Raw genomic sequence first — 18130 nt, 5'->3', positions numbered from 1 at the left:
CGGAACGATGGGAACGGCCGTGTAGGCGACCGGTTCCACTCGCTGCGGCACCACGGGCGGCTCCGCGACGTCTTCGCAGGCTAACGAACAGTTACCGACAGCATGGTGGGAACGGCGGTGCGAAGGAAAGGCCTGACTTTGCCACGAAGAAGTTAGCCTGCGGCGTGATCGGAACGTGACCTCCGCCATCGATGCGGCCGCGACCCCGGGAAATGCCGAACGGATTCGGCCGAAGCGCCCCGGGCATCAAGGGCGAGCTTCAACCTTCAAGTTACCGAACCGATATCTTTTCGACCCACGGTCGCCTCGAGGTGATCGTCACCCGTGATCCGCTGCCGGATCGCTCCACCGTGCCAACGCTCGGTAGAGCCAGTACTGGGCGCCGCCGGAGGTGGTCGTTCCGGTGAGCTCGGTGGTGAGTTGCCAGTAGCGGCGGATGACCGGGTGGGTGTCGGTGGCGTCGTCGAGGAGCCGGCGCCGCAGGCGTGGAGTGTCGCGTTCGCGTCGGGCCGTCGCGTGGACGTCGACGAACTGGTCGAGTTCGGCGCCGGGGCGGGGTGCACAGCGTGCGGCGACCAGGGCGTCGACGGTTTCGCATACTTCGGCGACTCCGATCACCAATGCGCGTTTGTCGTGAATTCCGGTCGGGTCGGTCCGCCAGAGTTGGCGGGACATCGCGGTGGACAGTGCGGGATCGGTGATCGCGGCGGTGAGCTCGGCGTAGGCGACGACTTGTCGCGGCGGTGGGTCGGCCGTCAGGTCCGGGATGTTCATCGCGACGAACCCGTCGAAGATCCCCGAGGGGAGGGGCGTGAGCAGTCGCTGCCAGAACTGCACGAGACGGTCGCGTGCTTGATCACGATCTTGCACGGCGGCAAGCAGTTGCAACCGGGCGGCGCGTTCGGCGGGTGGGGCGTCCTCGACGGCGCGCAGCGATGCTCGCCGCCAGCCCAGCGTGCGCAGTTCGGTGTCGAGCGCGGCGCGTTCGGCGGCGACCGCGTCGGCGATGGAGGCGACGCCGGAGAGGACGTCGGTGATCGCGGACAGACTCAGCCCGAGCGCCCGGAGGCGGCGCAGCAGCAGTACCCGGTCGACCGCGCTCGCCGGGTCGAACAAGCGGTGCCCGCCGGTGCTGCGTCTCGCCTCCAGGATCCCGTCGTCGCAGTAGAAGCGGAGAGTGCGCACCGGCACACCCGTCGATCGCGACAGCTCTCCGATAGTCACCAAGCCGTCACGGCGTGTGTTCTCGGTCACGATCGCTGGAACCTCCACTCCAGTGGAGTTCCTACCGTATCGGAACACGCACTGGGAGAAGGAGCTGCCGATGACCGAGGACACCACGATGAGCACCGACCAGGTCTGGCAGGCCGTCGCTGCCGAGCGCGCCGGTTTGGCCGCACTGCTGGCGCCGCTGACCGAAGCCGACTGGGACCATCCCTCACTGTGCGATGGCTGGCGCGTGCGTGACGTTGTCGCGCACGTCGTGCTGTCGGCTCGCGTCGATGTCGGCTGGATCCTGGTCAACCTGATCCGCGCGGGGGGCAGACTCCACCTGGCGATTCGCGATACCGCTGTTCGGCACGCCGACCAGGTCACGACCGGGCAGTTGCTGGATGAATTGCGGGACAGTATCGATGCGCGAGTCACGGCGTTCGGCACGACACCGGCCGACCGTCTGATGGATCTCCTGGTACACGGCCAAGACATCGCGCTGCCGCTCGGCATCACCCGGGAGATGCCGAAAGCCGCTACGGTCGTCGCGCTCGACCGCATCTGGACGACGGGCGGACCGTTCCACGCCCGGAGGCGATTCGCAGGTTGCCGCCTCGTGGCCACCGACACCGAATGGGCCGTAGGCGCTGGACCGATCATCACGGGCCCGGCCGCCGCTCTCTTGCTGGCCGTGACCGGGCGCCGCCAAGGGTGGGACCAGATCACCGGAGACGCGCCGACACTGCTCGCGAAGCGAGCGTGACGTCAGGACGAAGCGCGCGCCAGCTGAGGAAAGGGTTGGCGAGCGGATGGCAGCCAGGGATTCGCGCCGTCGCTGAGGGCTGGAACAGTCCGGGCGAAGAGAACCGGCGAGCAGGGATGTTTGGCCCGGGGGAGCGGGGGTAGCTCGTGCGCGAGTCCGGACCTATGAAGGAGCTGTCGATGCCGCGTTCGCTTGCCGATCAGACCGAAGCGGAGCTAGGTGGTCCGCGCAGTGTGCTGAGCTTGCAGCGCCGCGATCATCAAGTGCTCGACGCCTTGCTGGTCCGGATCGGCGACAGCGTCGGCGACGCCCGCCGGGAGGCGTTGACGGCTCTGTGCCGACTGGTTTTTCCGCATGCGTTCGCGGAGGAAGCGGTGCTGTGGCCGCTGGTCCGGCGGGTCCTGCCGGATGGCGAGGAACTGACGCTGCGTGTCGAGCAGGAGCATCAGGAAATCAACCAGTTGTTCACCGAATTGGAGTCGCTGGACGCCGACAGCCTCGACCACCGCCGGTTGTTCGGAAGAATCGAGGCGCTGCTGCGCCAGGATGTGCGCGACGAGGAAGACGTGCTGCTGCCGAAGTTGCAGGAGGCGCTCGACGCGCAGACCTTGCGCCGGCTGGGATGGGCGTGGCTGGCGGTACGGGTCACCGCGCCGACGCGACCGCACCCGACCGTGGCCCGGCGACTGCCCGGCAATGCGCTGGCGGCGGTGCCGCTGGCGCCCCTGGACCGTTCGCGTGACCGACTCGACCGGGCGGCTCGGCGAGCGCCGGGCCGGTGGGCGGCCGGCTGCGCGCACGTCAGCCGTGCCCTGGCATTGGCGGCGGGGGCGGTGGAGCACCTTCCGCCGTTGCGGCGAGGTGAGCATCCCTCCACCCGGACCTGATCGGCCCGGTCCGAACTTCCCATATGTCCGAAGCCCACCCCAGAGGCGGGCCGTCTTCGTCGCTGCAAACGAAAGATATTGTGCCACAAGGCATTCAAGTGAGATTACGTCACCGCCCCCGGTTTGCGCCGGATCGGCGGAGGTATTCGCACGACGGCAGGGGATCCCGATCGTCGTCTTGGAGGCGTGCATGTTCCGTCATACCGATTACCTACAGTTCGACGTAAAACCAGAGAAGCCCGACCCTGTTTACGCACGCAAGCTCCAAGAGCTCATCGGCGGAGCGTACGGGGAAATGACCGTCACCATGCAGTACCTGTTCCAGGGGTGGAACTGCCGGATGCCCGGCAAATACAAGGACATGATCATGGACGTCGCCACCGAGGAGATCGGGCACGTCGAAATGATCGCCACGATGATCGCGCGGCTGCTGGAAGGCGCTCCCGCGACGCGCGCCACGCAGGAGGCAGCGGCCGATCCGGTCGTGGCCGCCGTGCTGGGCGGGATGGATCCGCAGCAGGCGATCGTCTCCGGCGGCGGGCCCTCGCTGTCGGACAGCAACGGGGTGCCGTGGAACGGCCGATACATCGTGGCCAGCGGCAACTTGCTGGCGGACTTCCGCGCCAACGTGGCCGCCGAAGCGCAGGGCCGTATCCAGACCGCGCGCCTGTACAACATGACCGACGACCCCGGCGTCAAGGACATGCTGAAGTTCAACCTCGCCCGCGACACCTACCACCAGAACCTCTGGCTCGCGGCGATCGAACAGCTGAAAGAAGACGGCTTGGAGGGCACCGTCACGCCGAACGCGCTGTTCGACGAAGAGCACTCCGAGCATGCGACGAGCCTGTGGCACCTGTCCGATGGCACCGAGTCCGACCAGGGCCGGTGGGCGACCGGCGTCGCTCCGGACGGTGTGCACCAGAACGGTTTCCTCGCCGACCCGCAACCGCTGGGCGACAAGGCCTCGGCCCCGCCGCCGGACCCGCAGCTCTACGCCACTTACGACGGCTCCCAGGGCAAGCCGCGCTCGGCGGCGTTCGGCACCGAGGCCGGTCTGGTCGGCAAGGTCAAGGACGCTCTCGACCCGAACAAGCCCTGATCCGGTAGGCCGGTCACCGGCACCACCTTCGTTCGAAAGGTGCCGGCGATCGGCCGGGGCGCTAAGCGTCCGGCATCAGTTGACGGGGGTGGGTCCAGCGGGCGAGCAGAACGGTGGCGTCGTCCTCCAGCGGCTGGTGCTGATGGTCGAGCACGGCCTTGATGAGCCGGCGCGCTGTCTCCGGTGGCGGGTGGCCTGCGGCGGCTTCGCGGCGGAGGAAGTCGATGAGCCGCGTTTCGCCGAAGAATTCGCCGTTGTCGTCGCGCGCCTCGGGGACGCCGTCGGTGTACAGCAGCAGCCAGTCCTCGGGCTGGAGGAATTCTTCGCCGATGTGGAGTTCGCCGATGCCGAGGCCGAGCGGCAGGCTGTGACCGGCGTGGAGAGGTTTGACGATCTTGCCGCCGCGCATGATGAGTGGCTCCGGGTGGCCTGCGTTGATGTAGCGGAGCCGGCCGGTGGCCAGGTCGAGTTCCGCGAGGACGGCGGTGGCGAACAACGAGTGCCCGAACTGACGGCTGATGGTCTCGTCGATGGTGCGCGCTTGTTCGTAGAGGCCGTGGCCGGCGTGACGGGCGCTGCGGTAGGCCGCCAGCGCGGCGGCGGCGATCAAACCGCTGCGCAAATCGTGGCCGACGGCGTCCAAGACGATCAGATCCGCGGTGGTCTCGGACAGGGCGTAATCGAACGCGTCGCCGCTGACGCTGTGCCGTGGTTCGATGACGCCGGTGACGACGAAGCTGTCCACGCCTGCGGTCAGTGGCGGCAACAGTGACCAGATCAGCTCGGCGTTGACCGTCCGACGGGCGCGCAGCCGGGTCCGTTCGAGTGCGTCGCCGTACTGACCCATCGCGGTGACGAGGTGGCCGAGCAGGTGCGACAACCATTGGCATTGCGCGCGAAGACCGGGATCGTACAAATCGTCGATGTCGTTCACTTGAACGTCCAAGACGCCGAGACGCTCGACTCCGTCCAGCAGCGGCACCCACAGTCGGTACCGATCAGAGGTCTGCGATGGCAGCGTTTGCACCTGCTGGAACGCTCGCCCCGGCAGGGTGTTGTCGATCTCGAAAGCGCCTGCCGGTACCGCCTCCTCTTCGCCGGTGGGGGACCCGGCCGGCAGGGGGCAAAGGTATCGCTGGTCGTAGTCGACCAGGTAGATCCTGATGTGGACACCCATTGCCTGCCCCGCGGTCTCGGCGATGGCGGGTAGGCGGTCCGGCGGGGCGAGTTCGGCGCCTTCGAGCAGTCGCACCAGCGCGGCCAAAGGGGGGTCGCGAGGCTCGCGGCTGCGCAGCGAACGACTGTAGACGGCGCGCTTGGCCCAGGTCAGCTCGTCGAGGCGCTCGTTGACCGCGTGGGCGAGGATGTCGCGATCCAGGGCGGGCGTTCTACCCGCCCCGTGTACATAGGCGTCGACCTCGAGGAACCCGGCCTCGCCACCCATGCCGAAGTAGCGCATCCACAGTTCCTCGACGGAAAGCTGCGCGCCCTTCAACGCCAGCACGAGACTGCGCTGCTGGTCGCGGGCGCGGTCGTCGGCTTCGTCAATTGCCGGATCGTCGGTCATCGCGGCCACCATCCTCACGGTCGGCATCGACTTCGAGGGGCATGGCAACACCTTTCAGCGCAGTCGCCGCACGGTCGACTGGGTAAGGCGTTCGGCGACCCGGCGCAATGTGGTGCGCTGGTCGCTCGCGCTATGGGCCAGCGTCAGGAACGCGGTCCGCTCGTCCACCCCGTCACGAGCCATGACGATGCCCTTCGCCAGCGTGACCGCTTCCCGCGTGCGCAGCTGGTCGGCGATCTGAGCGCTGACACGCTCGGCGTCCTCGGCGGCACGCATGTTCGACAACAACATCGCCGCCTGAGCGGAGAACATGGTCAGCAGATGATCCTCGCGCGCGCCATAGGAATTCGGTTCGGCGGCGTAGACCTTGATCGCGCCCAACGCCTGCGTACCCGCGACGAGCGGGGCGCTCACCGACGACCGCAGCCCCAGCTGCGCCGCCCGGCGCGACCACAGCGGCCATCGATCGTCCACCGCGAAGTCGTCGACCCGTACCACCGTCCGGTTCGCCCACGCGTCCAGGCACGGACCCGTCTCCAGCTCGTATTGCAAGCTGTCGGCTGCTTCGACCACGCGATCGGTGGCCGCCGCGGTCACCCGTTCGCCTTCCCGGTCCAGCAGGGTGATACCGGCCCCGGCGGTGCGGGGAACCATTTCCACCGACAGCGCCGTGATCAACTGCAACGCCGTGGTCACCGTCTCGGCGGAGAGAAACAGGCCCGACATCCGCGCGAACGCGGCCGCGATATGCTGCGTAGCCGCGAGATCGCTCAGCGAGCCCTCCGTCGGCGGGAGATCCGCGGGCATGGCGTCATGCACCTCCTCGACCCCCTCCGGCGGCCCGGTCTGCGGTGGTCCGTGCGACGGCAAGATTCGAGCGCTCCCGGCAGCCTTCCCGGGGCCGTCATCGAACGCGAGAGGGCTGGTCGGTGCGCAGACAGCGCCTGTCAAGAATAGCGGACAACTCGTGGTCCCGGACCCGGCGAACCGCGGCCGTCGTCTGCGGCGCTATGGCCGATCGCGGTCGAGGTCGAAGTGGAGCTGAATGGTCGTGCCGTGCCGCGTGGTGTGGATGCGCACGAGATCGGTGAGATGGTTGACCAGCAGCAGGCCGCGCCCGCCCGGTCGATAGGTCTGCGCTGGCAGGCGGCCCGCGAGTGGATTCGTGATGTGCCCGCTGTCGCTGATCTGGCAGCGGAGCTGGTTCTCGTCGGTCCACATCGTCAACGTGCCGTGTCCGCCGCCGTGGACGACGGAGTTGGTGGTGGTCTCCGCGACAACCAGTTCGAAGTCGACCAGGCGGTGCTCGGGGACGCCTGCTCGGCGCGCGTAGTCCCCGGCGGCGTGCCGTAGGTGCGCGAGGGTCGTCACGTCGAAGACCACCGCGGTGGCGGTGGCAGGTGGGGCGGGCAGCGGTTGGTTGTAGGACTCGACGATGTGGTCGGGGTCGTAGTCGTCGCTGGTTCGTCGGCCGTTGCCGTCGATGAGCACGGGGTGGGTGGCGTGCGCGTCGGCCAGCACGTCCGGCGGTAGGCGTTCGGTGTCATAGGGACACAGAATGCTCACCTCGCGCCCCGTGAATGCCGCGTTGATCAGAGCTTCGTGCTGCACGCACGCTGGATATTCCAGCGCCGAGCGGCCGGCCCAGATGGGTTCACCGATGATTCGCACCCGTCCGGCCCGGTGGTCGTCGGCGAAGGCGCGCAGTACGCCGGGGATGATGCGGCCCGGATTGCGGCCTTCGACGGTCATGTCCATCAGGCGCACCGAGGCCGCGTCCGAGCCCAGTGCGGCGCGCAGCAGGGCCAGGTTCGGCCCGGGAACCGCCACGGCGACCGGCTCACCGTTCGACAGCCCTTCGCGGATGAAGCCGAGGGTGCCCGCGAGGTATTCCTCGGAGTCACGGTAGAACAGCGCAGGGTGCACAAAGGGGTCGGTCGTAGCGGCCGGCGTGGCGCCAGGAGAACTCATGTGTGCACTACCTCGATCGTGTGTAAGTAGGGCCAGAACACTTCGAGGATCCGAAGCATCATCGGCGGGGGCCGACACAACGCGATTCGTCGCGCCCCCGGCGCCCGGCTTGCGGCCTCTACCAGTGTCGACGTCCCGTTGACGTCGATGAACGTCAGCTCGGACAGGTCCAGGTGGACGTCCCGGTCGACCGCGACCAGCTCCGCGAGAACCGAGCGCCAGGCGTCGCGGGTGGTGAGATCGACGGCGCCCGCGCACCGCAGCCCGGCAGGGCCGCCGGCCCGAGACGTCCGTAGGGTCGACGTATCCGACCTCGACAGAGCACGAGGTGGGGTCGACGGCGCGGGATCCACTGCTCACCGGCCTTCCGTTGGCCACGACGAAACGACGCCAGGATATTACGCCTGCCCGTGCCGCCGACCAGCGCCCGGAAGGGCGTCGGGATATCGTCTGGTCCATCAGCCCGGGGCCGGGGGCGGAGCGCGTCAGGTTGGAAAGAGAAGCGACCAACGGGCGGACGATCCGCGATGCGCCGATCGTTCTGGATTCCCGCGATCGCCCCGCCGGTACTCGGGGCGGCTACGCTCGCCCGTCGACCAGTGCGGGCTCGGTCGCTGCGGGATGTTCGTGCCGGGGCAGCAGGAGCGGGGTCGCCAGCAACAGCGCCCCGGAAATGGCGATGGCGGCGCGTGGGCTGGTGGCCGACGCGAGCAGTCCCCACAGTGCGGTCAGGGCCGCGGTGGTGGCTTTCGTGGTGATCGACCACGCCGATAGGGTGCGCAGGACACGGTCGGCGGGGGTCTGGTGGAGTCGGTAGGTGGCCATCAGCGGATTGCACACGCCAATGCAGACGATCAGTCCGAACTCGATCACCACGACCAGAACCAGGCCGGGGATGCCCGGGCCGACGAACGCCAATCCGATCGGCCAGCACGCGCGCGAGGTCGCGGCGGCGATCATGACGCGATGGTGACCGAATCGCGTCGCCAATGGGTCGGCCAATCGGGCACCGATGAGACCACCGGCGCAGGGTGCGGCGAAGGCGAGCCCGTATTGCCATGGCGCGAAACCCAGGTGCCCGATCAGCAATACGGCCAGCGACGGCTCTGCCGCCAGAAGCAGTCCTGAGAAGAGAACCGAGTGAGCCATCATCCCCCGCAGACCCCGATGGCCGAGGATGTACCGCCAGCCGTCCAGCACCTCGCCCATCCGGACGCCGGATGCACGGTTGTGCGCGGGGCGGGGTTCGCTGCCACCGATCGCACCGATACCCATGGCCGACAGCAGGTAGCTCACCGCGTCCACCAGTACCGTCACGACCGGACCCAGCACTCCCATCGCAGCCCCGCCCAAGGGTGGTCCGATCACCTGAGCGGTCCAGGTGGTCGACTCGAATCGTGCGTTGGCGACGAGCAGATCTTTTTGTGGTACAAGTGATTTCAGATAGGCCCCGCTGGCAGCCCGGAAGGTGATGTCCGCCGCTGCGGCAACGACCGACACAATGAGCAATTGGGCAAAGCTCAACAGTCCGAATGCGAACGCGACGGGGATACTGGCCAGCACCGTGAACCGGGACAGATCCATCGCGATCATCACAGGGCGTTTGCGGCGGAACTCCACCCACGGACCCAACGGCACAGCCACCAGCGCCCCCACCGCCAACCCCGAGGCCGCGAGGATCGACACCTCCGTCGGTCCGGCATGCAGCACACTGATCGCGATCAACGGCAGTGCGCCGAAACCGAAACTCGTACCGTAGGCGCTCACCGCGTAGGCCGCCCACAGCCAACCGAACCGCCGCCCCAGGGACTCGCCGCCCGAGACACCCACCGCCGCATCCCCTCATCCGAACAACCGCGCATTGACCCGCGGAATGAAACCAGGCCGCATACCAGCGGTTCAAACAACCGCGCCCCGGTGAGCCACAACGCGAAGTTGTATCTTCAGGTCTCGGCTACGGTCTGCTCGACGTCGCCGGGTGCAGCTGTTCTTTCGTGGCCTGCGACCGGGTGCCAGGCGGCATCGCGATGGTGATGCCGCCGCCCTACTGTTACGGTCCGGAGAGTTACACGAGCCGGTGCAGGATGGCTGCCAGTTCGCGGGCTCGCAGTGTGAAGCCCGCGTGGCCGGCGGGCAGGCTGTGAACGTCGAAGCGATTGTCCGGCGTGAGGCGGTCGGCGTCCTCGATGCCACCACCTCGGCCAGCACCGGATCGGCGACGGTCCTGCGGTGAATGCGGCGAGATCCTGAGGGGCTTGGTAGGACAGGGGCATCGAGGCGTCGAGTCCGTGCCCGGGGAGGTCCACCGGCAGGCTGCGATGTCCGAGCGAAACAACGACAGACGATGGGTTCATTACCCGTACCGGTCGACCTTGAACCATCGCAGCACGCCTGCGGATGACCGCTGCACAGAGCTGTCGAACGGCCGGTTACCAAGCCGAAACACGCTTTCCACCAGCGGGAACACATGCGATCCGAGCGTCGACACGCCCCGGGAAAGATGACGTGTCGTCGGCCCCGGCTCCGGTCCGGCCCGACAGAGCACCGCGAGAGGGAATAGATTTTCGATGAGGATCAACCGAACACTCCGCCTCGGTATCGGGGCGATCGCCATCTCGCTCGTCGCTACCGCCTGCGGTGGCGGCAGCGACGCCGCGACCACCGATGACCATTTGCGCGAGGGCAAACTGACCATAGGCATCAAGTTCGACCAGCCCGGACTGGGCTTCCGCGACACGGACGGCTCGTTCCAAGGCTACGACGTGAAGATCGCCGAGTACGTGGCAGGCAAGCTGGGTGTGCAGCCCGGCGGCATCACCTACAAAGAGGCGCCGACGGCTCGACGCGAGGCGATGATCATGAACGGCGAGGTGGACTTCATCGTCGCCACCTACTCGATCACCGACCAGCGGAAGGAAAAAGTCGACTTCGCCGGTCCGTACTTCGTGGCGGGGCAGGCCCTGTTGGTGAAAGTGCAGACCACCGATATCACCGGTGTCGAATCGCTGAACGGCAACAAGAAGCTCTGCTCGGTCACCGGCTCCACCCCGGCGCAGTACGTCAAGGACAACTACGCCGAAGATGTTCAGTTGGTGGAGGTGGACACGTACTCACGGTGCATCGACGCTTTGCGCGACGGTTCGGTCGACGCGGTCACCACTGACGACATCATCCTCGCCGGTTTCGCGGGGCAGGCATCCGGTGAATTCAAGCTGGTCGGCGACACGTTCACCACAGAGAAGTACGGCATCGGCCTGAAGAAGGGCGACCATGAGACCCGCGCCAAGATCAACGATGCGATCGAAGCGATGATCGCCGACGGTTCTTGGCAGAAGGCGTTCGAGGAAACGATCGGCCCGCTCCGCGACTCGACATTGACACCGCCCACCGTCGACCGGTACTGACCGACCGATCTCGACGTTCGACACGAGCGCGCCAGCGTACGCACGGACGCACCGCGATACGTTGGCGTGCTCGTCGCCCGTCGGGTCGGTCGTGAGCGGCGCGGAAGCGGACGACGCGGTTCCACGCCGCGTAAATCGTTGCGCCCAGGCAAATTTCAGGACGTGCTCGGCCGGATGAGCTACGGTCGAGCCCGTGCCGGCGTCGCGGGCCTGTCAACTGGAGGGGGTTGCATGAACAGAGATGCCGCGGCAACCGAGGCGAGCATCTCCTGCCTGGTCGACAACGCGGCGATCATCAACGCGTGCGGCCTGCTGGCCGATCCCGCGACCTTCGACGTGCACAAATTGGCGGATCTCGACACGCTGTGCCAAGCCATTCTGCTGAACGACAGTGTTCGCACCCTCATCGGACAGAGCTTCCAAAGCGGAATGCGATTCCGTTGGCCGTTCTACCGGAAGCTGATCGAGGCGAAAGTTCTCCGTCCGCGGGTTGTCTCCGCGGCGGGCTATCACATCAGCGGTATCGAGCGCATGGATGCGATCGCACGCGCTCTGGATGTGGACCAGCTGATCTCCACTGTGCAAGAGGTGTTCGGCGACAACGTTCCGTGGCGCGACCAGGGCACCTGGGTACGGGGAGACGACTTCCGGTACGGGTTGGTCTACAACAGAAATCACAGCGACCCCGTCTATTGTTTTCCGAACTCCACATCGGAGAGTAGTGCGGACAAGCGAGGCGGCGGCGGTCGGAGTTTCTGGCAGGAGCGCGATACCCGGAGAAATTCTTGGCTTCCGGTGTTCATCTCACAGACTTTCTACTACATCGCGGAGTCCGCGGCCGAAACCATACCCTACTACTGCTCCGGGCTTCGCGTCCCAGTGGTCGCCGCGCTGAACGACGCGGTCAAGGCACGCTTCTTCTCCGTCGTGCACGGTGCGTTGCAGCACGTCGAAAGAGGCGTCCGGATGCAGATTCGAGAAGTGCTCGACTTTCTCGGTGAGGATGCCGTCCAGCACGTGTACCTTCCGGGCCTCTCCTTCGCCTTGCCGCACATACGGTCGCGCGAAACGTTCGTCGACGATCTGATCGCTCTGCGCGGTCAGCCTCAGTTGGTCGAGTTCCGTCGCTGGGCCGCGCTGACCCGGCAAGCATGGCTGGCCCAGGATATTCGAGCGGTGCGCCATGCCATCGCTCAGTTGCGTCAGGTCGGCGAGGTGCTGAACGGTGGCCGGGCGCCACTGAACAACGGCACGCTCGCTTTCATCCCGAAGCCCGACCTGGTCGGGGGTTCCGACGCCTACCGAGATCCCCGGTCGCTGCATCGGTCGATGTACGAACCGGCGCCCGCATTCCTGGGAGAAGTGGGCGCTGCACTGCTCTCGGTCGGCGAAACGCGAAAAGCCGTGGAGCATCTGATAGGGCGACGATTGACGGAATCGGATATCCGAGCGCTCGGTACGTTGACCGATACCAGATCGGCGCTGTATTCCCCCGGCAAGATCTCTTCCTCGACAGTCGCACAGATTACGGAGATAACCATGGGTGACCGTTTCGACAACATTTCCAACTCCACGATCGTGAACCGCTCGCATGTGGAGGCGTCGTTCCAGCGCATCAGCGACAGCGGGGATACCGATGCTGCCGAGGCCATGCGTCGCCTCGCGGCCATGGTCGAAGAGTCGGGGGATGAGGGGGCAGTCCAGACCTTCGACTCCTTCGCGGAGGAACTCGCCAGGCCGGAGCCGCGACAAGGACTGCTGCGAGTGCTGTGGGAAGGTCTGGTAGCGGCTATTCCAGCCATCAAAGAGACTGTGGGCGTCGCCGATACGATCACCAAGTTGTTCGCCTGAGCCCCGCCCCCGGCGCTGCGGAACTGCCCGGGAAGTTCCGCAGCACCGGGGGCGGACGGGCTCGGTGCGCTATGGCCGGTGGCGGGACAGCAGGTCAGCGTCTTCCGAGGGAGGTCTTTGTCGGCCGGTCTTCGAAAGCCTCGCTGACCGGTCCCGTGCCGGTGGCCTCGCCACTGTGCCGACGGTCGCGTGCACCCGCCTCCATCGGTTGGATGTGCTGCTCGTCGGCAGGCTCTGAACGGTCCAGGCGATACAGCGCGAAGGCGGCGACGGCGCCGATAGCGCTCAGGCCGGCCCACACCGCCCAGTCGGCCCCGGCCGCGCGCGCGGCGCCGACCACTGCTCCGGTAGCGAGATTGCCGACGAGAATGCCGATACCCACGACGGTGTTGTAGAACCCGTAGTGGGTCGCGACGAGTTTCCCGTCCGAAAGAGCCACGACGGTGTCCATTTCGAAGGGGAACACCGCCGCCGTCCCGACCGCCAGTAACGCCGCGGCGGCCAGCAGTGCGACGACCGCGGTCGGCGCACCGAACCGATCCGGAGTGGGAACGACCAGAAGCGGTACGAACGCGACCGCGAGAATCCCCATTCCGCCCACCAGACTTCGCCCCGTACCCCATCTGGCGCGGAACCACGCGGTGATACGTAGCTGACCGGCGACCGCCACCACACCGGAGATCACGAACAGCGCCGACACCAGTGCCTGCGACCGCGCGCCGGCGATGAACTCCGCCTGCAGCGGCAGCGCGAGATAGACCTGGAACGACAACACGTAGGAACCGATCATCGCCAGTGCGAACCACACGAACCGGCGATTGGCGACCACGGTTCGCCAATCCTCGCGCACCGAATTCCGCTGGGCGGCCCGTTCGGCGGGTCGCGTCGGCAGCGCGAACAACTGCGCCGCCGTCAGGATCGCGAACACGACCGCGGCGACACCCGCGGTGGCCCGGAAGTCGACGGCCATCAAGGCCAGGCCGACCAGTGGCCCGGCGAGAATGCCCGCCTGGTAGAAGATGTTGAACATCGCGAAGGCATCGACTCGCCGCTCACCCGCGTCAGCGGCTAGATAGGCTCGCACAGCCGGATTGAACAACGCTCCGGCGAATCCGGTCGCCGCCGAGGCGAGTAACAGACCCGGCAGTGAAGTCGCGAACATCAGTAGCGCGAATCCGCCTGTTCGCAGCAGACAGCCCGCGACGATCAGCGGTTTGTAGCCCAACCGGTCGGCCAGCGTGCCGCCGATGAGGAACATGCCCTGCTGGGAGAAATTCCGGACCCCCAGGACGAGTCCCACCGCCCACGCCGCCAGACCGAGCGGCCCGGCCAGGTAGCCGGCGAGGTAGGGCATCAACATGTAGAAACCGAGGTTGATGCCGAACTGGTTGATCATCAACAGCCGGGCGGCCGAGTCGAAGCTGCGAAACGTCGCGAAGAAGGTCACAGTGCGCGCTCCCGATCGTGGACGAACTGCCTGGGGTCGATGACGGTGGTGGTTCGGGTCCAGGACCGCACGACGCGTTCCGCGGGATGGGCGATCGTATCCGGTTCCACCGGGGGAGCCTGGTCGAGCAGACCGTGCTCATTGCAGTAGGCGTCGTTGTAGACGGTGTCGAAGTAGCGGTTGGGCCCGTCGGGGAAGATCGCCACGATCCGCGCGTCGGCGTCGTGGGTCCGGGCCGCCCAGCCCGCGACGAGGCCGACGGCGCCCACGCTCCACCCGCCGGTCGCGTGATGGGTGGCAGCCAACGTCCGGCACGCCCATACCGCCTCCGACGGCGCGACCCAGTGCACCTCGTCGAAGGCGTCGTAGTCGACGTTGACCGGATAGATGCTCGAGCCGAGCCCGCGCATCAGCCGCGGACCCGCGGGCTGTCCGAAGATCGTGGACGCCACGGTATCGACCCCGATCAGCTTCATATCCGGGTTGAACCGGCGCAACACCCGCGCGACGCCGGAGGAGTGACCGCCGGTACCCACCGCGCAGACCAGCACGTCCACCCCACCGAGCTGCTCGACCAGCTCGAGCGCCAGCGACTCGTAGCCCTCGACATTGTCCGGGTTGTTGTACTGATCGGGGCACCACGCCTCGGGCTCGCCCGCCAGCAATTCCGTCACCCGCTCCCGGCGGGCCTGCTGCCAACCGCCTGCGGGATGGGGCTCGGTCACGACATCGACCCGCGTCCCGTACGCGGTGAGCATCCGCGCGACGATCGGCTCCAGACCCGAATCCGTCACCACGGTCACCGGGTGGTGGGTGACGATCCCCGCCAGCGCCAACCCCAGGCCGAGGGTTCCGCTGGTGGATTCGATGATCCGCGCTCCAGGCGTCAGCTCGCCACGCGCTTCGGCCCGGCGCACCATGTGCAGTGCGGGCCGGTCCTTCATCCCGCCAGGATTGAACCCTTCGAGCTTGGCCCAGAACCCCCGCCCCTGGGGCGCCAGCGGCGCACCGACCCACAACACGGGAGTGTTGCCGATCAGCGAGTGCGGGTATCGGGCAGATCCCGGCGCGCCCACCAGAGCCGCCGAGCGATCGGTGAGTGCGTCGAGCACGACCTTGTCCATGACTGTTGCTTTCTGTATCGAACCGCCCGGAGGCAGCGCAGACGTGAGCAGGCAGCGGTCACCAGCCGACGGCACGACAACGTCGACCTGGCGCTGACCGATCAGCAGCGAGCGATACAGAATTGGGTCAGTGTGGCCCGTCCAGCGGCGACGGGCAGTCGTGGAATCGGCGGGGCGCGCACGCCTGACGCGGCGCTGCCGCGAAGACTTCCGACGCCGATGAGCGCCGAGATCAGCGCGAAGATCAGTAGCTGCGGCGCGCGGTTCTCCGGTGCGGTACGCAGCACCGACTTGGCGAGGCAGTGATCGAAGTGGGTCGGGCAGTGGGCGTCCATGGCACCGGCGGTCATCGCGTGTCCATGATCGAGCGAGAGCGTGACATGCTCGACGGCCGAGCCCATCGACGTGTGGACGTGCGAGTGGCCCCGGGTTGTCGAACAATCGACCATTGATACGACCAGCGCCACCGCGGCGAGCATGGCCACCACGATGGCTGCCCGGCCGAAGTCGACTCGGCCCTGAGGCCCCGCGCGGTGGATGCGTCGCGCAGACGCTGACGCCGGGCGACCTCGCACCCGCCACATCATGTCCACCGCGTTTCGCACGCCTGCTTTTATACCCCCTACCGGTATATCAGGCAAGGGTGTCCCTGCCCACCGTATGTACGGTACCGACCGGCCGCCGATCCAGTGTGCTCCGGTGATCCACACCGGATTCGCGGCGAGTGAACCTCCACATCCTCGGTGTAGATGGTGTCGGCATCCTCGTATCGCCCCTCGTCGAACAGGCGGGCGAAGCGGGGATTCGCCAACGATGCGCCGTGTCCTCGCGCGCACCCCGCGCGACAAGCGGCAATCACCTCGAGCCTCACCACTGCCCGCGTAGCCGAGCCGGTATGCGGAAGCTTCCGCCGAGATCCATCGAGCGCCCGCTTCGGCAGAATGATCGGATGGCTATGGGGATCGACGGCTCATGTTCAGTTCGAGGCCGACTGGTGGTCGGGCGCGGACGGTATGCATCGCTGGTGAGAACGCACCGAAGTACCCGAAGCGCACTCGTCATGGTCATCGTGTGCGCGACCGCGGTCCTGTCCGCTTGCTCGTCATCGAGTTCGAAGGCAGACTTCGCCGCCACGAAGGATCAGTCCTCGGTGATCTCGCTGGATGAGCTGCTGGCCGGGACCGGCGGCAGCGCGGCGGTCCGGATCACCGATCCGCGGCACGGCACGATCATCCGGCGCCCCGACGGTGCGGTGGTGTACACGCCGGCGGCCGGATACACCGGGTCGGACAGCATCACCGTGACGACCACGGACGCCGTGAAGCTCTTCACTACTGACATTCCGCCGCTCGGCGACATCGGCGGGGTGAGCCTGCAGGGCAGCGGGTACGGATCGGCGTTCACGCCGGTACCAGGATCAGCCGACGAATTCTACGGTCTCACCGACCGCGGTCCGAACGTGGACGGCAAGGGCAAGAACGAGAAGATCTCGCCCGTGCCGACCTTCACGCCCACCATCGCCGAATTCGAGATGGTCGGCACCGAAGCTGTACTGGAACGCACCATCCCCCTGAAGAGTTCGACAGGCCGGCCGTTCAACGGCCTGGTCGACACCTCCGGGAGCACGGGCGAGACCATGCGCGACCGCAACGGCGCCATCCTGCCGCCCACCGATCACGGCATCGACAGCGAGGGCCTGGTGGCGCTGCCCGACGGCACCTTCTGGGTGTCCGACGAGTACGGGCCCTTCATCGTGCACTTCGACGCCAACGGCACCGAGTTGGAGCGGCTGGCGCCGGGACACGGTCTGCCCGGGGAGTTCGCGCTGCGCACTCCCAACCAGGGCATGGAGGGGCTCACCGTCACACCGGACGGCGGCACGCTGGTCGGCATCGTGCAGAGCGCACTGAACCAACCGGGTGTCGCGTCGGCGCGGGAGGTGCCCATGACCCGGATCGTGACCGTGGATCTGAAGACCCGGAATGTCCAGGAATTCGTCTATCCGCTGGAGGATCCGAAGCGAAAACTCTCGGTCTCCGAGATCACAGCGCTGAGCGCCACCACTTTCCTGGTCGACGAGCGCGACGGCAACAAAGCGCCCAAGGCCGACAAGAAGCTGTGGACCATCGACATCACCGGCGCTACCGATATCGGTCCGCAAGCGAAGGTTCCCGGCGCGCACTATGATCCGGAACGCGGCCTGCTGGTCGACGGCAAGCCGCTGGAATTGCTGGTCGGCGCGGTGCCCACCGCCGACGGCGTCGCCGCGTTGCGAAAGGCGGGCATCGCCCCCGTCACGAAGAAGTCCAACCTGGATCTCGGCGGCCTGCTGGACGGCCTGAATGCCGACGGCGGCTTCTTCGGCCACGACAAGATCGAGGGTGTCGCCACCGCTGACGGCGGCAGAACCCTCTACATCGCGAACGACAGTGACTTCGGCATCGAAGCCGCCACCGGCGACCAGCCGCCGTTCGGACTCGAGCCGAAGCTCCTCGCCAACGGCGCGCAGGACTCGGGTGAGGTGCTGATGGTCGACACTACGAAACTGCCCGCCGAGACGCGGACCAAAACGATCAGAATCACCGTGCGGTAGCGGCGAGCACGTAAGATGCCCGTGTTCAGGGGAGGTTGGACCGCAGGGGGAGCATGATCTCCTGACCGACTCTGATCAGGTTCGGGTTCGCGATGTCGTTGATATCGGCGATCGTCTGGAGGTATCGCAGATCGCCGTACATCTTCTTGACGATCCCCGACAGGGTCTCGCCCGCCACGACCGTATGCCATTCGGCTGCCATTTTTACT

At 66.9% G+C, this 18130-nt stretch carries 16 protein-coding genes; 6 read left to right on the top strand and 10 right to left on the bottom strand.

Going from position 1 to position 18130, the window contains the following annotated elements; genetic code table 11:
- Positions 1-318: 318 nt before the first annotated feature.
- Positions 319-1254: a MerR family transcriptional regulator gene (locus tag ON27_RS04075; protein ID WP_051046212.1), complete on the bottom strand. Its 936-nt coding sequence runs from the start codon at positions 1252-1254 to the stop codon at positions 319-321.
- 70 nt (positions 1255-1324) lie between these two features.
- Here ON27_RS04075 and ON27_RS04070 point away from each other — a divergent pair, with 70 nt between their 5' ends.
- The 3 genes from ON27_RS04070 (at position 1325) to ON27_RS04060 (ending at position 3964) form a co-directional block, all read left to right on the top strand.
- On the top strand, positions 1325-1975 hold the full coding sequence (locus ON27_RS04070; protein WP_051046211.1) for a maleylpyruvate isomerase family mycothiol-dependent enzyme: 651 nt from the start codon (positions 1325-1327) through the stop codon (positions 1973-1975).
- 179 nt (positions 1976-2154) lie between these two features.
- Positions 2155-2862 carry a hemerythrin domain-containing protein gene (locus ON27_RS04065; protein ID WP_043719557.1) on the top strand — a complete coding sequence of 236 codons (708 nt, stop codon included), beginning with the start codon at positions 2155-2157 and terminating at the stop codon, positions 2860-2862.
- Positions 2863-3052: 190 nt separating this feature from the next.
- The gene (locus tag ON27_RS04060) at positions 3053-3964 is read left to right on the top strand and encodes a manganese catalase (RefSeq protein WP_043719473.1); all 912 of its coding nucleotides are present in this window, start codon (positions 3053-3055) and stop codon (positions 3962-3964) included.
- 61 nt (positions 3965-4025) lie between these two features.
- On the opposite strand, the gene ON27_RS04055 is transcribed toward ON27_RS04060, so the two are convergent.
- The 5 genes from ON27_RS04055 to ON27_RS04035 all read right to left on the bottom strand — a co-directional run bounded on the left by ON27_RS04055 (position 4026) and on the right by ON27_RS04035 (position 9332).
- On the bottom strand, positions 4026-5531 hold the full coding sequence (locus ON27_RS04055; RefSeq protein ID WP_051046210.1) for a PP2C family protein-serine/threonine phosphatase: 1506 nt from the start codon (positions 5529-5531) through the stop codon (positions 4026-4028).
- Between the two features lie 54 nt (positions 5532-5585).
- Positions 5586-6338 carry a GAF and ANTAR domain-containing protein gene (locus ON27_RS04050; protein ID WP_051046200.1) on the bottom strand — a complete coding sequence of 251 codons (753 nt, stop codon included), beginning with the start codon at positions 6336-6338 and terminating at the stop codon, positions 5586-5588.
- Positions 6339-6539: 201 nt separating this feature from the next.
- Positions 6540-7502 (bottom strand): anti-sigma factor RsbA family regulatory protein, encoded by a 963-nt coding sequence (locus ON27_RS04045; RefSeq protein WP_051046199.1) that lies wholly within the window; start codon positions 7500-7502, stop codon positions 6540-6542.
- Entirely contained in the window at positions 7499-7855 is a 357-nt protein-coding gene (locus ON27_RS45740) for an STAS domain-containing protein (protein WP_051046198.1), read from the bottom strand. Before ON27_RS45740 ends, ON27_RS04045 begins: the two co-directional genes overlap by 4 nt.
- A 226-nt stretch (positions 7856-8081) precedes the next feature.
- Entirely contained in the window at positions 8082-9332 is a 1251-nt protein-coding gene (locus ON27_RS04035; protein WP_043719469.1) for an MFS transporter, read from the bottom strand.
- Positions 9333-10069: 737 nt separating this feature from the next.
- On the opposite strand from ON27_RS04035, the gene ON27_RS04030 reads away from it, so the two are divergent.
- Together ON27_RS04030 and ON27_RS04025 are read left to right on the top strand one after the other, a co-directional pair.
- On the top strand, positions 10070-10906 hold the full coding sequence (locus ON27_RS04030; protein ID WP_043719467.1) for a glutamate ABC transporter substrate-binding protein: 837 nt from the start codon (positions 10070-10072) through the stop codon (positions 10904-10906).
- Between the two features lie 66 nt (positions 10907-10972).
- The gene (locus tag ON27_RS04025; protein ID WP_157227077.1) at positions 10973-12757 is read left to right on the top strand and encodes a hypothetical protein; all 1785 of its coding nucleotides are present in this window, start codon (positions 10973-10975) and stop codon (positions 12755-12757) included.
- 94 nt (positions 12758-12851) lie between these two features.
- On the opposite strand, the gene ON27_RS04020 is transcribed toward ON27_RS04025, so the two are convergent.
- The 3 genes from ON27_RS04020 to lpqS form a co-directional block, all read right to left on the bottom strand.
- Positions 12852-14153, bottom strand: a complete 1302-nt coding sequence (locus ON27_RS04020; protein ID WP_083887373.1) for an MFS transporter — start codon at positions 14151-14153, stop codon at positions 12852-12854.
- Positions 14154-14200: 47 nt separating this feature from the next.
- Positions 14201-15328 (bottom strand): PLP-dependent cysteine synthase family protein, encoded by a 1128-nt coding sequence (locus tag ON27_RS04015; protein ID WP_043719463.1) that lies wholly within the window; start codon positions 15326-15328, stop codon positions 14201-14203.
- Positions 15329-15429: 101 nt separating this feature from the next.
- Complete coding sequence (lpqS, locus tag ON27_RS46145) at positions 15430-15912, bottom strand: putative copper homeostasis (lipo)protein LpqS (protein ID WP_506330626.1); 483 nt, start codon at positions 15910-15912, stop codon at positions 15430-15432.
- Positions 15913-16277: 365 nt separating this feature from the next.
- On the opposite strand from lpqS, the gene ON27_RS04005 reads away from it, so the two are divergent.
- On the top strand, positions 16278-17921 hold the full coding sequence (locus ON27_RS04005; RefSeq protein WP_373282727.1) for an esterase-like activity of phytase family protein: 1644 nt from the start codon (positions 16278-16280) through the stop codon (positions 17919-17921).
- Between the two features lie 25 nt (positions 17922-17946).
- Here the strand turns inward: ON27_RS04005 and ON27_RS41095 are convergent.
- On the bottom strand, positions 17947-18130 hold a 184-nt coding region (locus ON27_RS41095; protein WP_218002955.1), incomplete at its 5' end, for a LysM peptidoglycan-binding domain-containing protein.

The organism is Nocardia asiatica NBRC 100129 (assembly GCF_000308415.1).
Lineage (GTDB): Bacteria > Actinomycetota > Actinomycetes > Mycobacteriales > Mycobacteriaceae > Nocardia > Nocardia asiatica.
This window is presented reverse-complemented; position numbering and strand designations above follow the sequence as displayed.